The organism is Streptococcus sp. SPS1 (assembly GCF_030439915.1).
Lineage (GTDB): Bacteria > Bacillota > Bacilli > Lactobacillales > Streptococcaceae > Streptococcus.
In genome coordinates, this window is sequence record NZ_JAQFJG010000007.1 from 25,574 (window position 1) to 40,495 (window position 14,922).

Genomic DNA, 14,922 nt, shown 5'->3' on the forward strand with positions numbered 1-14,922 from the left:
ATATGCAAAAATTTATTCAAGCTTATATTGAAAAGCTAGATGTGACAACCATTATCGAGAATATTCTAACCAAGGTCATTTCTCTTTTACTGCTTTTGATTGTATTTTATATTGCTAAAAAAATGCTTCATACTATGGTGCAGAGAATTGTCAAACCTTCTCTAAAAATGTCTCATCATGATGTCGGACGCCAAAAGACTATTGCGCGTTTACTAGAAAATGTGTTTAATTATACGCTATATTTCTTTTTACTCTACTGTATTTTATCGATTTTAGGCTTACCTGTATCTAGTTTGTTGGCTGGGGCTGGAATCGCTGGGGTGGCGATTGGGATGGGAGCCCAAGGCTTTCTATCTGATGTCATCAATGGCTTTTTCATCCTCTTTGAACGTCAACTGGATGTGGGAGATGAGGTCGTTCTGACAAATGGCCCCATTACTGTATCGGGCAAGGTCGTCAGCGTGGGAATTCGTACGACCCAGCTTCGTAGTGAGGAGCAAGCCCTTCACTTTGTCCCTAACCGAAATATCACGGTTGTTAGCAATTTCTCACGCACAGACTAGACCTGTTATTTTAAGTAATTTGTGGTACAATAGAAAGAGTTTAATAAAGGAGAAAAAAAGATGGTTTTAGAAAAGCAGTTGGGCAATGGTTGTATTTGGATAGACCTTGATGTGGATAAGATTAAAAATATGGAAGATCTTTCTGACATCTATGGATTGGACAAGGAAACCATTGAGTATGCTCTGGATAGAAATGAACGAGCTCATATGGATTATAACCGTGAAACGGAGACGGTAACCTTTATTTATAATGTTCTTGATTTAGAAAAAGACAAAGAATATTATGAAGCGATTCCCATGACCTTTATCGTCGAAAGACAACGAATGATTACCATCAGCAACCATAAGAATGCTTATGTCATTGATCAGATGTCAGCTTATCTGGATAGCCATGAGTCGCTTTCTATTTACAAGTTTCTCTTTGCTGGTTTAGAGATTATCAGTAACGCTTATTATCCTGTCATTGAAGAGATGGATAAAAGTAAGGACGAAATTAGTGCCTTGCTACGTCAAACTACAACAAAGAAAAATCTCTTCGCTCTCTCTGACTTGGAGACTGGTATGGTTTACTTGACAGCAGCAGCAAAACAAAATCGACTCCTCTTGGAACATATCCAGGGCCATGCTCTTTATCGGAGATTTAATGATGTCGAACGAGAGCAGTTTGATGATGCCATGATTGAAGCCCATCAGTTGGTGTCTATGACAGACTTGATTTCTCAAGTCTTGCAACAACTCTCAGCTTCTTACAACAACATCCTAAACAATAACTTGAATGATAGTTTGTCAATTTTGACTATTATCTCCGTCTTACTAGCAGTACTTGCGGTTATTACAGGTTTCTTCGGAATGAATGTTCCTCTACCATTTACAGAAGAGCCAAATGCTTGGATTTATATCTTAATGGCTAGCTTGATTTTATGGGCAGCCTTATCTCAATGGATGAAGAAAATTACTAGAAATTAAAAAGAAAAGGAGCCAGAATGGCGATTGAAAACTACATGCCAGATTTTGCTGTGGAAGCAGTTTATGATCTGACAGTTCCAAGCCTGCAGGCGCAGGGAATCAAGGCTGTTTTGGTCGATTTGGACAATACCCTCATTGCTTGGAACAACCCTGATGGGACGCCAGAGATGAAACAATGGCTACATGATCTTCGGGACGCGGGCATTCGCATTATCGTAGTCTCAAATAACACTAAGAAACGCGTCCAAAGAGCAGTTGAGAAGTTTGAAATTGATTACATTTATTGGGCCTTGAAGCCCTTCACATTTGGGATTGATCGTGCTATGAAGGAATTCCACTATGAGAAAAGTGAAGTGGTCATGGTCGGCGACCAGCTTATGACCGATATTCGAGCAGCCCACCGTGCTGGTATTCGCTCGATTTTAGTCAAACCCTTGGTCCAACATGACTCAATCAAAACGCAGATTAACCGAGCTCGTGAGCGCCGTGTTATGAAGCAAATAACGGAAAAGTACGGACCGATTACATATAAAAAAGGAATTTAACTATGGAAGAAATTCTCTGTATTGGTTGTGGAGCAACCATTCAGACGACAGACAAGTCTGGTCTTGGTTTTACCCCCCAGTCGGCACTTGAAAAAGGTTTGGAAACTGGCGAAGTCTATTGCCAACGTTGTTTCCGTCTCCGCCACTACAATGAAATTACGGATGTCCAGCTGACGGACGATGATTTCCTCAAGCTCTTGCATGAGGTGGGAGACAGTGATGCCTTAGTGGTCAATGTCATTGATATCTTTGATTTTAATGGCTCTGTCATCCCAGGCTTGCCACGCTTTGTATCGGGCAATGATGTCCTCTTGGTGGGAAATAAAAAAGATATTCTACCTAAGTCAGTTAAACCGGGCAAGATTAGCCAGTGGCTCATGGAACGTGCCCATGAAGAAGGGCTTCGTCCTGTTGATGTCGTCCTAACTTCAGCTCAAAATAAACATGCCATTAAGGAAGTCATTGACAAGATTGAACACTACCGTAAGGGCCGCGATGTCTATGTGGTCGGTGTAACCAACGTTGGAAAATCAACTCTTATCAATGCTATTATCCAAGAAATCACGGGTGACCAGAATGTCATCACGACTTCGCGCTTCCCAGGGACAACCTTGGATAAGATTGAGATTCCGCTTGACGACGGATCTTATATTTACGATACGCCGGGAATCATCCACCGTCACCAGATGGCCCACTACTTGACGGCCAAAAACCTCAAGTATGTCAGCCCTAAAAAGGAAATCAAACCTAAAACCTATCAGCTCAATCCTGAACAAACCCTGTTTTTAGGAGGTCTCGGACGTTTTGACTTCATTGCGGGTGAGAAGCAAGGTTTCACTGCCTTCTTTGACAATGAACTCAAACTCCATCGTACCAAGCTAGAAGGAGCTAGTGCTTTCTACGATAAGCATCTCGGAACACTTTTGACACCACCAAATAGCAAGGAAAAAGAAGATTTCCCAAGGCTAGTCCAGCATGTATTTAACATTAAGGAAAAGACAGATTTAGTCATCTCTGGACTCGGCTGGATCCGCGTAACAGGCACAGCAAAAGTCGCCGTCTGGGCACCAGAAGGCGTCGCCGTCGTCATACGAAAAGCAATAATTTAAAATAAAATCGCTGAGCGAACAAAGTGAGCTCATAAAAAGATAGTTATTGCCGTGGTGTCTTGCCAATCGATAGATTGGCAAGGGGCACAATTGAGACCAAGGCTCAATTGTGAGGTCAGGAAATCCATTTTTCAAAGATGAGATCTTTGGAAAATTAGTTCCGATCGTCCCTCACCACCTAAAATAACTATCAAAAAACAAGGAAGAAAATTATGTCATTAACATCAAAACAACGTGCCTTCCTCAACAGCCAGGCACACACCCTCAAACCCATCATCCAAATTGGAAAAAATGGACTTAACGACCAAATCAAAACCAGCGTTCGCCAAGCTCTTGACGCGCGTGAATTGATTAAAGTAACGCTCTTGCAAAATACCGATGAAAATATCCACGATGTAGCTGAAATCTTGGAAGAAGAAATCGGTGTGGATACAGTCCAAAAAATCGGACGCATCTTGATTTTGTTTAAACAATCCAGCAAGAAAGAAAATCGCAAGATTTCTAAAAAAGTCAAAGAAATCTAGAAAAACTACTCCAAACAACTGTTTTTACAGAGAAATAAAGGAGACTAGCCTATGGCAATCGAATTATTGACTCCCTTTACCAAGGTAGAGTTGGAGCCAGAAATTAAGGAGAAAAAACGCAAACAAGTCGGTATTTTAGGAGGGAATTTTAACCCTGTTCACAATGCCCATCTGATTGTTGCGGACCAAGTACGGCAACAGTTGGGACTGGACCAAGTTCTACTCATGCCTGAATACCAACCTCCTCATGTAGATAAAAAGGAAACCATCCCTGAGCACCATCGCCTCAAGATGATTGAGTTGGCGATTGAGGGGATTGAAGGTCTGGACATTGAAACTATTGAGTTGGAACGTAAGGGCATTTCTTACACCTACGACACTATGAAGATTTTGACAGAGCAACATCCTGATACGGATTATTACTTTATCATCGGTGCTGACATGGTGGACTATCTGCCTAAGTGGTACCGAATTGATGAACTGGTAGATATGGTTCAGTTTGTGGGAGTTCAGCGCCCACGCTACAAGGCTGGCACTTCCTATCCAGTTATCTGGGTGGATGTGCCTCTCATGGATATCTCGTCCAGTATGGTGCGTGACTTCCTTGCCCAGGGACGGAAACCCAATTTTCTCCTACCTCAGCCTGTGCTAGACTACATCGAGAAGGAGGGGCTCTACTGATGGCCTATCAAGACTATATCAACTGCTCTCGTGAGGCTTTGTTGGAAAAAATGGCAGAGCTTCTGCCTGAAAAACGGTTAACCCATTGCTTGGGTGTGGAGCGTGCAGCCATAGAACTGGCTCAGCGATTTGGAGTCGATTCTGAGAAAGCAGGTCTTGCAGGTCTTCTGCATGACTATGCTAAGAAGCTGTCAGATCAGGAGTTTTTAGACTTGATTGACCGTTATCAGCTAGACCCTGACCTCAAAAACTGGGGTAATAATGTCTGGCATGGTATGGTCGGAATTTACAAGATTCAAGAAGACTTGGATTTGCATGATTCTGAAATTATACGAGCTATTGAAATCCATACAGTTGGGGCTGGTCAGATGACCTATCTTGATAAGATAATCTATGTCGCAGACTATATCGAGCACAATCGTGTCTTTCCAGGAGTGGATGTGGCACGTGAGATTGCAAGTCTATCGCTTGATAAGGCAGTGGCCTACGAAACAGCTCGTACCGTGGAGCATCTAGCTCATCAGGGATTCCCTATCTATCCCCAAACCCTTGAAACCTATAACGCCTTTGTGCACTATTTGAAAGAGGACTAAATGAACGAAAAAGAATTACTAGAACTAGTCGTGAAAGCGGCTGATGAGAAACGTGCGGAGGATATCCTCGCACTTGACGTACAAGAATTGACTAGCGTGACTGATTACTTTGTTATTACTAGTTCAATGAATAGCCGTCAGTTGGATGCTATCGCTGATAATATCCGTGAAAAAGTAGTGGAAGCAGGCTTTAAAGGTAGCCATGTCGAAGGCGACGCAGCTGGAGGCTGGGTTCTACTAGACCTCGGTGCTGTCGTAGTGCATGTCTTTTCAGAAGAAATGCGTGCCCACTATAACCTAGAAAAGCTATGGCATGAGGCAGATTCAGTAGATATTTCAGAAGCTCTTGCTTAGAAGATGAACTCAGTTGTAGTCAACTGGGTTTCTTTGCTTATTTTAGAAAAATTGATAGAAAGGTAAAGGGCGAGTGGTGTTTGCCATTGACGCTCTTGGTATCATGATTATGGCAACTTATGAAACCTTTGCGGCGGTCTATGATGCGGTCATGGATGACAGTTTATACGACAAATGGACTGATTTTTCTCTGCGTCATTTGCCAAAAACTAAGGAGAGAAAGAAACTCTTGGAATTGGCTTGTGGGACAGGTATCCAGTCTGTTCGCTTTTCTCTGGCTGGTTTTGATGTGACTGGACTTGACTTGAGTGGGGATATGTTGAAGATTGCGGAGAAGAGAGCTTCTTCAGCCAAACAAAAGATTGAATTTATTGAAGGCAATATGCTGGATTTGTCCAAGGCAGGTCAATATGATTTTGTCACTTGTTATTCGGACTCAATCTGCTACATGCAGGATGAGGTGGAAGTAGGAGACGTCTTTAAGGAAGTATATAATTCCCTCAACGAAGATGGTGTCTTCATCTTTGATGTGCATTCCACCTATCAGACAGATGAGGTCTTTCCGGGTTATTCTTACCATGAAAATGCGGAAGAGTTCGCCATGCTCTGGGATACCTATGAGGATGCGGCGCCTCACTCCATCGTGCATGAGTTGACCTTTTTTATCAAGGAGGCTGATGGTTCCTTTAGTCGCCACGATGAAGTGCATGAGGAGCGGACCTATGAGGTTTTGACCTATGATATTTTGCTGGAACAGGCTGGTTTCAAATCCTTCAAACTCTATGCGGACTTTGAGGACAAGGAGCCAACAGAAACTAGTACCCGTTGGTTTTTTGTGGCGCAGAAGTAGGAGATTACCATGACCATCACAGGTATTATCGCGGAGTTTAATCCTTTTCATAATGGCCACAAATACCTGCTAAATCAGGCTGAGGGATTGAAAATTGTTGCCATGTCAGGGAATTTCATGCAGAGAGGCGAGCCTGCTATTGTGGACAAGTGGACAAGGGCCCAGATGGCACTGGAAAATGGCGCAGACTTGGTAGTGGAATTGCCCTTTTTAGTCAGTGTCCAGGCGGCGGATTTCTTTGGTCAAGGAGCTGTGGCTATCTTGGCTCGGTTGGGCATTGATACTTTAGCATTTGGGACGGAGGAAATTCTGGATTACCAGAAAATCGCTGACTTATACACAGAGCAGGGTGCTGAGATGGAGCAATTTGTGGAAAATCTGGCTGATTCCCTTTCCTATCCCCAGAAAACTCAGGCCATGTGGAAGGAATTTGCAGGTCTTGATTTTTCAGGCAATACGCCCAATCATGTCCTTGCTCTGGCCTATGCCAAGGCAGTTGCAGGACGAAACATCAAGCTTGAGCCAATTCAGCGTCAGGGAGCGGGTTATCATTCTGTGGACAAGGATGTGGACTTTGCTTCGGCGACAGCCCTTCGTCAGCACCAGAGGGACAAAGATTTCTTAGAACGCTTTATGCCTTCTGTTGCTCTCTTTGAGCAGGCTAATAAGGTGAGCTGGGATGACTATTTTCCCTTGCTCCGATATCAAATTTTGTCAAATCCCGACCTAACCACCGTCTATCAGGTCAATCAAGAAATGGTAGTACGCATTAAGGAAGCCATCAAGACAGCCCAGTCTGTGGAAGATCTGATCGAGTCTGTTGCGACCAAACGTTACACCAAGGCGCGTGTCAGACGCCTCTTGACCTATATCTTAGTACAGGCAAGAGAAAGTAATTTGCCAGAAGCCATTCATGTCCTTGGCTTTACCGAAAAAGGCAGACAACATCTTAAGTCTCTGAAAGGGCAGGTCAATCTAGTCAGCCGAATTGGTAAAGAACCTTGGGATGCTATGACCCAAAAGGTAGACCAGATTTACCAACTGGGAAATCCCAGTATAGCAGAACAGAATTTTGGAAGAGTACCGATTAGAATAGAAACAAACTAAATATACTGAAAAGTAGGCTTTTCTTAAATCTCTACTAAAACTAGGATTTCTAAGAAATAGAGATTGTGCTAATAAATTATAGGCAATTAAACTCCAATTTCCCCAAAACATATTCTATTTTAGGTTTGTGAAAATCACTTTTTTATGGTAGAATGTAAAAGAATGTATGTCATTCGGAATAACAATAAAATGAGGTAAAAACATGGAAATCATGTCGCTTGCGATTGCTGTTTTTGCCGTCATCATTGGTTTAGTCATTGGATATGTCAGCATCTCAGCTAAGATGAAATCATCTCAGGAAGCTGCGGAGTTGATGCTTTTAAATGCTGAACAAGAAGCAACTAATTTACGTGGACAAGCTGAACGTGAAGCGGATTTACTTGTTAATGAAGCTAAACGTGAAAGCAAGTCTCTTAAAAAAGAAGCACTATTGGAGGCCAAAGAAGAAGCCAGAAAATACCGTGAAGAAGTGGACGCTGAATTCAAATCAGAACGTCAAGAACTCAAACAAATCGAAAGTCGTTTGACCGAGAGAGCTACTAGCCTCGACCGTAAGGACGACAATTTGACGAGTAAAGAACAAACACTTGAACAAAAAGAACAAAGTATTTCTGATAGAGCGAAAAACCTTGATGCGCGTGAAGAGCAATTAGAGGAAGTCGAAAGACAAAAAGAAGCAGAGTTAGAGCGTATTGGTGCTCTGTCTCAGGCAGAAGCACGAGATATTATCTTGGCACAGACAGAGGAAAACTTGACCAAGGAGATTGCCAGCCGTATTCGCGAAGCTGAGCAAGAGGTCAAGGAACGTTCTGACAAAATGGCCAAGGACATCTTGGTTCAAGCTATGCAACGTATCGCTGGTGAATATGTAGCGGAATCAACAAACTCAACGGTTCATCTGCCAGACGATACTATGAAGGGACGCATTATTGGTCGTGAAGGTCGTAACATTCGTACCTTTGAAAGTTTGACAGGGGTTGATGTGATTATCGACGATACACCAGAAGTGGTGACCTTGTCAGGTTTTGATCCGATTCGTCGCGAGATTGCCCGTATGACTATGGAAATGCTACTCAAAGATGGTCGTATTCATCCAGCTCGTATCGAAGAGTTGGTTGAGAAAAACCGTCAAGAGATTGACAATAAGATCCGTGAATATGGTGAGGCAGCAGCCTATGAGATTGGTGCGCCAAACCTTCACCCTGACTTGATGAAGATTATGGGGCGTTTGCAGTTCCGTACTTCATATGGACAAAACGTCTTGCGCCATTCGATTGAGGTTGCTAAGTTAGCTGGTATTATGGCGAGCGAACTTGGTGAAAATGCGGCTCTTGCCCGTCGTGCTGGATTCCTTCACGATATCGGAAAAGCTATTGACCGTGAGGTTGAAGGTAGCCACGTTGAAATCGGTATGGAACTGGCACGTAAGTACAAGGAACACCCAGTTGTGGTCAATACGATTGCTAGTCACCACGGAGATGTTGAAGCTGAGAGCGTGATTGCAGTTATCGTCGCTGCAGCAGATGCTTTGAGTGCGGCCCGTCCAGGTGCTCGTAGTGAGTCTCTTGAAAGCTACATCAAGCGTCTCCATGATTTGGAAGAAATTGCGAATGGCTTTGAAGGAGTACAAAATAGTTTTGCCCTTCAAGCAGGACGTGAAATCCGCATCATGGTCAATCCAGGACAAATCAAGGACGACAAAGTCACAATCTTGGCTCACAAAGTTCGTGAGAAAATTGAAAACAATCTCGATTACCCAGGAAATATCAAGGTAACCGTGATTCGCGAGCTTCGTGCAGTAGATTATGCTAAATAAATAAGAAAGAGCAGTTGAAAAATTACTGCTTTTTTGTTACACTAGATAGAAAGACTGTAAAGGATAATCTGGCTGTTTGCCATTATTCTAGAGAAATGTTATTTCACAGACTGACTAAAAGGAGACACAATGGCAGACCGAGGCTTACTAATCGTTTTTTCTGGTCCTTCAGGGGTTGGAAAAGGAACGGTTAGAAGAGAGATTTTTGAGAGTTCTGAAAACCAATTTCAATACTCTGTATCGATGACGACACGCGCACAACGTCCTGGAGAAGTGGACGGTGTTGACTATTTCTTCCGTACTCGCGAAGAGTTTGAAGAGCTGATTCGCCAAGGACAGATGTTGGAATACGCAGAATATGTCGGCAACTACTATGGAACGCCTCTAACCTATGTCAATGAAACCTTGGACAAGGGAATTGATGTTTTCCTTGAAATTGAAGTTCAGGGCGCTCTTCAGGTCAAGAAAAAGGTTCCAGATGCTGTCTTTATCTTCCTGACACCACCAGATTTGGATGAATTGCAAGATCGCTTGGTAGGTCGTGGGACAGATAGTGCAGAAGTAATTGCCCAACGAATCGAAAAAGCCAAGGAAGAAATTGCTCTCATGCGTGAGTATGATTATGCGATTGTCAACGATCAGGTGCCCCTAGCTGCTGAGCGTGTCAAACGTGTAATTGAAGCAGAGCACTTCCGTGTGGATCGTGTCATTGGTCACTATCAGGAGATGTTACCAAAATCTCCAACTACCCGATAAAATTTAGAAAATAGGTACAAGCAAATGATGTTAAAACCCTCTATTGATACCTTGCTCGACAAGGTTCCTTCAAAATATTCACTCGTAATCTTGGAAGCAAAACGTGCCCACGAATTGGAAGCAGGTGCGCCAGCAACTCAAGGTTTCAAATCTGAAAAATCAACTCTTCGCGCTTTAGAAGAAATCGAATCAGGAAACGTAACAATTCACCCAGATCCAGAAGGAAAACGTGAAGCGGTGCGTCGCCGTATCGAAGAAGAAAAACGCCGTAAAGAAGAAGAAGAAAAGAAAATCAAAGAGCAAATCGCTAAAGAAAAAGAAGATGGTGAAAAAATTTAAGGTTGGGGGGACTCAATCTTATTTTTTCTATTGCAAGAATGTACTGACAAGGAGGAGGTGAGAGGATGGGCATAGCTAAAATTATCGTAGATGTGCCTTTGATGCAGACGGACCAGCCCTATAGTTACAGGATTCCTGAGGAATTTGAGGGAATGCTGGAAGTTGGGATGCGGGTTCATGTGCCTTTTGGTAAGGGGAATCGCCTGATTCAAGGGATTGTTCTTGGTTTGGAGTCCCAATCAGATAAGGAAGAGATGGAGCAAGATTTAAAAGATATTGCTGAGGTGCTGGATTTTTCTCCTGTTCTCACGCAAGAACAACTCTGGCTGGCTGAAGAGCTCCGCAAGTCCGTCTTCTCCTACAAAATTTCCATCCTCAAGGCTATGTTACCGGGATTTCTAAACTCCAGCTATGACAAGATTCTCTATCCTCTGGCAGGCCTAAGTCAGGAAGACCGAGAGCGCTTGTTTGGTTCAGAAGATTCGCTAGCCTTTTCTTCTCTAGATTTAGGTAAGCAAGCTGAAATGATGCGTTTGACTAGAAAAGGCTTGCTTGGTCTAGAATATCAGGCGATTGATCAAAAGAAGGTCAAGACCCAGTCTTGGTATGAGGTGAATCTTGCTCAATTAGAAAATGTAGAGATTTCTGCACGTGCCAAGAAAAAGTTGGAATTGAGAGACTATTTGCTTTCTCATCCTGAGAGTGCTTCCTTGGCTAGTTTGCTAGAGTTCTATTCGAGGGAGCAAGTTAACTTCTTTGTGGAACAAGGTGCTGTGACCATAGTCCAAAAGGAAGTTCAACGCTCGGCTGCCTATTTTGAAGGTATTGAGGCAAGTCAGCCTTTAGAGTTGAATCCAGAGCAAAGACAGGCGCGAGATGTGGTTGTCAGTGAGATTGGAAGTCATCAGCCTCCCTTCCTCCTTCAAGGGATTACAGGAAGTGGGAAGACCGAGGTTTATTTGCAGATTATCCAAGGGGCCTTGGACAAGGGCAAGACAGCTATTTTGCTGGTGCCTGAGATTTCCTTGACTCCACAGATGACGGAGCGTTTTATCGCCCGTTTTGGTGAGAAAGTGGCCATCCTTCACTCAGGCCTGTCCAATGGTGAAAAGTATGACGAATGGCGCAAGGTGGAACGAGGAGATGCCCAAGTTGTGGTTGGCGCCAGATCAGCCATCTTTGCTCCGCTGAAAAATCTGGGGGTCATGATTATCGATGAGGAGCATGAAGCGACTTATAAGCAGGACAGTAATCCCCGTTACCATGCCAGAGAAGTGGCCATTTTACGGGCTCAGTATAATCAAGCAGCTCTGGTGCTTGGTTCAGCAACTCCTAGTCTGGAAAGTCGGGCGCGTGCTGGCAAAGGCGTCTATCAACACTTGCGTTTGACCCAACGTGCCAATCCTTTGGCTACAATCCCTGAGGTTCAAGTAATTGACTTTCGAGACTATATCGGACAAAATGAGACGTCAAACTTTACGCCACCTTTGTTAGAAGCTATTCAGGACCGTCTGGTTAAAAAAGAGCAGGTGGTTCTCATGCTCAATCGTCGTGGTTATTCTAGCTTTGTCATGTGTCGGGAGTGTGGAACTGTGGATACTTGTCCCAACTGTGACATTTCCCTGACCTTGCACATGGATACCAAGAACATGAACTGCCATTATTGTGGTTTTTCGAAGGACATTCCTCAGGTCTGTCCTAACTGTAAGAGTCGCAGTATTCGTTACTATGGGACAGGAACTCAGAAGGCTTATGACGAGCTGGCAGAACTCTTTCCCCAGGCCCGTATTCTGCGCATGGATGTGGATACGACTCGAAAGAAAGGCAGTCATCAAGCTCTGCTTGACCAGTTTGGTCGAGGGGAAGCAGATATTTTACTTGGTACTCAGATGATTGCAAAGGGTTTGGATTTTCCCAATGTTACCCTAGTCGGAGTTCTAAATGCGGATACGGCCTTGAATCTGCCTGATTTCCGTTCTTCTGAGAGAACCTTCCAGCTTTTGACTCAGGTTGCAGGTCGTGCAGGACGGGCTGAAAAAGCTGGGCAGGTCTTGATCCAGTCTTACAATCCTCAGCACTACGCTATCCGATTTGCCAAGGATCAGGACTACGAAGGATTTTATGCCTATGAAATGGGCATTAGACGACAACTAGGTTATCCGCCTTACTATTTCACCATTGGCATTACCCTTTCTCACAAGAAAGAAGAAGAGGTAGTCAAACGTGCCTATGAAGTCATGAACATTTTGCGGTCAGGTTTGTCTGAAACTAGTCACATTCTTGGTCCAACGCCCAAACCTATCGCACGCACCCACAACCTCTATCATTACCAGATTTTAATTAAATATCGTTTAGAAGATGAGCTTGGTCCGACCCTCAACCAGGTTCTGGCCTTGACTCAAGAACGAGAAAATAGTGAGCTCCGTCTCAGCATTGACCATGAGCCACAGCAATTTTTATAAGAAGGAGAAGATATGACAAAACTAATCTTTATGGGGACACCCGACTTTTCAGCAACAGTCTTAAAAGGGCTTTTGACGGATGACCGTTACGAAATTCTAGCCGTTGTGACCCAGCCAGACCGTGCTGTTGGTCGTAAAAAAGTGATCCAAGAAACCCCAGTCAAGCAGGCTGCCAAAGAAGCGGGTCTTCCAATCTACCAACCTGAAAAACTATCTGGAAGTCCAGAGATGGAAGCTATTATGAAGCTAGGAGCAGATGGAATTGTGACTGCTGCATTTGGGCAGTTTCTCCCAAGTAAACTCCTTGATAGCATGGATTTTGCGATCAACGTTCACGCTTCCCTCCTTCCTAAACACCGTGGTGGTGCGCCTATCCATTATGCCTTGATTCAAGGTGATGAGGAAGCTGGTGTGACCATTATGGAGATGGTTAAGGAAATGGACGCAGGAGATATGATTTCTCGTCGCAGTATTCCTATCACGGATGAGGACAATGTTGGCACCTTGTTTGAAAAATTGGCGCTAGTTGGTCGTGATTTGCTTTTGGACACTTTGCCAGCTTATATTGCTGGTGATATCAAACCTGAACCGCAGGATCCGAGTCAGGTTACCTTCTCGCCAAATATCAAGCCAGAGGAAGAAAAATTGGACTGGACTAAAAGCAATCGCCAACTTTTCAACCAAATCCGTGGCATGAACCCTTGGCCTGTTGCCCATACTTTCCTTAAGGGCGACCGCTTTAAGATTTATGAAGCTCTAGCTGTAGAAGGTCAGGGAAATCCAGGAGAAATCCTCTCTATCGGCAAGAAAGAATTGATTGTCGCAACGGCTGAAGGGGCTTTATCCCTCAAACAAGTGCAACCAGCTGGTAAGCCTAAGATGGACATTGCTTCCTTCCTCAACGGAGTTGGACGGACATTGACTGTAGGAGAACGATTTGGTGACTAAAGTAGAAACGGCTAGAAGTTTAGCCCTAGCAGTATTAGAGGATGTTTTTATCAATCAAGCATACTCAAATATCGCCTTAAATAAACACCTCAAGGGAAGTCAGCTCTCTGCAGCAGACAAGGGCTTAGTGACCGAGCTGGTCTATGGAACGGTAGCCCGTAAATTGACTCTGGAATGGTACCTATCCCACTTTATCGAAGACAGAGACCAGTTAGACAGTTGGCTTTATGTCCTTCTTCTCATGAGTGCTTACCAGCTCCGCTATTTGGACAAGATTCCAGACCATGCTGTGGTCAATGAAGCAGTGGAATTGGCCAAAGTCCGTAAAAAAGGCAGTGAAAAATTGGTCAACGCCGTCCTTCGCCGTATCTTGCGTGAAGGCTGGCCAGATATTGCTAGCATCAAACGAAAAAACAAGCGTGATTCCATTGCCTATTCTCTCCCAGTTTGGCTAGTTGCCAAGCTCAAGGAAGAATACGGAGAAGAGCGAGCGCAGGCTATTTTTGAAAGTCTCTTGGTGCGAAACAAGGCCAGCATTCGTGTAACAGACCTAAGCCGAAAAGAGGAAATTCAAGCCTTGTTGGAGGCTAGTGACTCATCCTTGTCTCCCTCTGGTCTGGTTAAGGAGCAGGGGCATTTTGCAGGCCATGATTTGTTTGAAGAAGGGGCTATTACTATCCAAGACGAGTCTAGTCAGCTGGTTGCGCCAACTTTGAATTTGCAGGGAGATGAGCGAGTGCTTGATGCCTGTGCTGCTCCAGGTGGGAAAACAGCCCATATAGCCTCTTATCTCACGACAGGTCAGGTTACTGCTCTGGACCTTTACGACCACAAGTTGGACTTGATTCAAGAAAATGCCCAACGTCTGGGAGTTGCAGATCGGGTTCAAACGCAAAAATTAGATGCCAGAAAGGTGCATGAGTTTTTTGGTCAGGATTCATTTGATAAGATTTTAGTGGATGCTCCCTGTTCAGGAATCGGTCTTTTGCGCCGAAAACCAGATATCAAATACAATAAAGAAACGGCAGATTTCGCGTCCTTAAAGGAAATTCAGCTAGAAATATTAGGTAGTGTTTGTCAAACACTAGGCAAAGGTGGTATAATAACTTATAGTACCTGTACTATTGTCTCAGAGGAGAATTTTCAAGTCGTTGAGGCGTTTTTAGAAAGTCATCCTGAGTTCGAGCAGGTAAAGCTAGAACATGAATGTAAGGATATCATGAAAGATGGCTGTATCCTCATTACACCTGAATTGTATGGAAGTGATGGATTCTTCATCAGTCAATTTCGTAAGATATCGGATTAGGAA

General features: G+C 43.8%; 16 protein-coding genes. All 16 read left to right on the forward strand.

Annotated features, from left to right (window positions below; all coding sequences use genetic code 11):
* Window positions 1-2 precede the first annotated feature (2 nt).
* The 16 genes from PCY12_RS06320 to rsmB all read left to right on the forward strand — a co-directional run bounded on the left by PCY12_RS06320 (window position 3) and on the right by rsmB (window position 14,919).
* Window positions 3-563, forward strand: coding sequence for a mechanosensitive ion channel family protein (locus PCY12_RS06320; protein ID WP_172922536.1), 561 nt, complete (start codon window positions 3-5; stop codon window positions 561-563).
* Between the two features lie 60 nt (window positions 564-623).
* On the forward strand, window positions 624-1,529 hold the full coding sequence (locus PCY12_RS06325; protein ID WP_173226867.1) for a magnesium transporter CorA family protein: 906 nt from the start codon (window positions 624-626) through the stop codon (window positions 1,527-1,529).
* 17 nt (window positions 1,530-1,546) lie between these two features.
* Entirely contained in the window at window positions 1,547-2,074 is a 528-nt protein-coding gene (locus PCY12_RS06330; protein ID WP_173226865.1) for a YqeG family HAD IIIA-type phosphatase, read from the forward strand.
* A gap of 2 nt (window positions 2,075-2,076) precedes the next feature.
* Window positions 2,077-3,183, forward strand: coding sequence for a ribosome biogenesis GTPase YqeH (gene yqeH / locus PCY12_RS06335; protein WP_267240734.1), 1,107 nt, complete (start codon window positions 2,077-2,079; stop codon window positions 3,181-3,183).
* A gap of 212 nt (window positions 3,184-3,395) precedes the next feature.
* On the forward strand, window positions 3,396-3,707 hold the full coding sequence (yhbY, locus tag PCY12_RS06340) for a ribosome assembly RNA-binding protein YhbY (RefSeq protein WP_000060165.1): 312 nt from the start codon (window positions 3,396-3,398) through the stop codon (window positions 3,705-3,707).
* Window positions 3,708-3,758: 51 nt separating this feature from the next.
* Window positions 3,759-4,388: a nicotinate-nucleotide adenylyltransferase gene (locus PCY12_RS06345; protein WP_176139697.1), complete on the forward strand. Its 630-nt coding sequence runs from the start codon at window positions 3,759-3,761 to the stop codon at window positions 4,386-4,388.
* Window positions 4,388-4,981: a bis(5'-nucleosyl)-tetraphosphatase (symmetrical) YqeK gene (gene yqeK / locus PCY12_RS06350; RefSeq protein WP_301352100.1), complete on the forward strand. Its 594-nt coding sequence runs from the start codon at window positions 4,388-4,390 to the stop codon at window positions 4,979-4,981. Before PCY12_RS06345 ends, yqeK begins: the two co-directional genes overlap by 1 nt.
* Window positions 4,982-5,335 carry a ribosome silencing factor gene (gene rsfS / locus PCY12_RS06355; RefSeq protein WP_301352103.1) on the forward strand — a complete coding sequence of 118 codons (354 nt, stop codon included), beginning with the start codon at window positions 4,982-4,984 and terminating at the stop codon, window positions 5,333-5,335.
* A 109-nt stretch (window positions 5,336-5,444) separates the two neighbouring features.
* Complete coding sequence (locus PCY12_RS06360; protein ID WP_301352163.1) at window positions 5,445-6,185, forward strand: class I SAM-dependent methyltransferase; 741 nt, start codon at window positions 5,445-5,447, stop codon at window positions 6,183-6,185.
* A 9-nt stretch (window positions 6,186-6,194) separates the two neighbouring features.
* A complete protein-coding gene (locus PCY12_RS06365) occupies window positions 6,195-7,292 on the forward strand; it encodes a nucleotidyltransferase (RefSeq protein WP_301352105.1) in 1,098 nt (365 codons plus the stop codon).
* A gap of 202 nt (window positions 7,293-7,494) precedes the next feature.
* Complete coding sequence (locus PCY12_RS06370) at window positions 7,495-9,108, forward strand: ribonuclease Y (protein ID WP_000404934.1); 1,614 nt, start codon at window positions 7,495-7,497, stop codon at window positions 9,106-9,108.
* A 129-nt stretch (window positions 9,109-9,237) separates the two neighbouring features.
* Window positions 9,238-9,864, forward strand: coding sequence for a guanylate kinase (gmk, locus tag PCY12_RS06375; protein ID WP_000775041.1), 627 nt, complete (start codon window positions 9,238-9,240; stop codon window positions 9,862-9,864).
* A 24-nt stretch (window positions 9,865-9,888) separates the two neighbouring features.
* A complete protein-coding gene (gene rpoZ / locus PCY12_RS06380) occupies window positions 9,889-10,203 on the forward strand; it encodes a DNA-directed RNA polymerase subunit omega (protein ID WP_000979235.1) in 315 nt (104 codons plus the stop codon).
* 65 nt (window positions 10,204-10,268) lie between these two features.
* Entirely contained in the window at window positions 10,269-12,665 is a 2,397-nt protein-coding gene (locus PCY12_RS06385; protein ID WP_301352107.1) for a primosomal protein N', read from the forward strand.
* A gap of 12 nt (window positions 12,666-12,677) precedes the next feature.
* Entirely contained in the window at window positions 12,678-13,613 is a 936-nt protein-coding gene (gene fmt / locus PCY12_RS06390) for a methionyl-tRNA formyltransferase (protein WP_301352108.1), read from the forward strand.
* The gene (rsmB, locus tag PCY12_RS06395) at window positions 13,606-14,919 is read left to right on the forward strand and encodes a 16S rRNA (cytosine(967)-C(5))-methyltransferase RsmB (protein WP_301352110.1); all 1,314 of its coding nucleotides are present in this window, start codon (window positions 13,606-13,608) and stop codon (window positions 14,917-14,919) included. Before fmt ends, rsmB begins: the two co-directional genes overlap by 8 nt.
* Window positions 14,920-14,922 lie beyond the last annotated feature (3 nt).

What these genes read in the sequence shown, in the direction of transcription:
- gmk (WP_000775041.1), top strand. Translation starts at nt 9,238, where the DNA reads ATGGCAGACCGAGGCTTACTAATCGTTTTTTCTGGTCCTTCAGGGGTT.
- PCY12_RS06330 (WP_173226865.1), top strand. Translation starts at nt 1,547, where the DNA reads ATGGCGATTGAAAACTACATGCCAGATTTTGCTGTGGAAGCAGTTTAT.
- PCY12_RS06385 (WP_301352107.1), top strand. Translation starts at nt 10,269, where the DNA reads ATGGGCATAGCTAAAATTATCGTAGATGTGCCTTTGATGCAGACGGAC.
- yqeK (WP_301352100.1), top strand. Translation starts at nt 4,388, where the DNA reads ATGGCCTATCAAGACTATATCAACTGCTCTCGTGAGGCTTTGTTGGAA.
- rsfS (WP_301352103.1), top strand. Translation starts at nt 4,982, where the DNA reads ATGAACGAAAAAGAATTACTAGAACTAGTCGTGAAAGCGGCTGATGAG.
- fmt (WP_301352108.1), top strand. Translation starts at nt 12,678, where the DNA reads ATGACAAAACTAATCTTTATGGGGACACCCGACTTTTCAGCAACAGTC.
- PCY12_RS06325 (WP_173226867.1), top strand. Translation starts at nt 624, where the DNA reads ATGGTTTTAGAAAAGCAGTTGGGCAATGGTTGTATTTGGATAGACCTT.
- PCY12_RS06360 (WP_301352163.1), top strand. Translation starts at nt 5,445, where the DNA reads ATGGCAACTTATGAAACCTTTGCGGCGGTCTATGATGCGGTCATGGAT.
- PCY12_RS06370 (WP_000404934.1), top strand. Translation starts at nt 7,495, where the DNA reads ATGGAAATCATGTCGCTTGCGATTGCTGTTTTTGCCGTCATCATTGGT.
- yhbY (WP_000060165.1), top strand. Translation starts at nt 3,396, where the DNA reads ATGTCATTAACATCAAAACAACGTGCCTTCCTCAACAGCCAGGCACAC.
- PCY12_RS06345 (WP_176139697.1), top strand. Translation starts at nt 3,759, where the DNA reads ATGGCAATCGAATTATTGACTCCCTTTACCAAGGTAGAGTTGGAGCCA.
- rpoZ (WP_000979235.1), top strand. Translation starts at nt 9,889, where the DNA reads ATGATGTTAAAACCCTCTATTGATACCTTGCTCGACAAGGTTCCTTCA.
- PCY12_RS06320 (WP_172922536.1), top strand. Translation starts at nt 3, where the DNA reads ATGCAAAAATTTATTCAAGCTTATATTGAAAAGCTAGATGTGACAACC.
- yqeH (WP_267240734.1), top strand. Translation starts at nt 2,077, where the DNA reads ATGGAAGAAATTCTCTGTATTGGTTGTGGAGCAACCATTCAGACGACA.
- PCY12_RS06365 (WP_301352105.1), top strand. Translation starts at nt 6,195, where the DNA reads ATGACCATCACAGGTATTATCGCGGAGTTTAATCCTTTTCATAATGGC.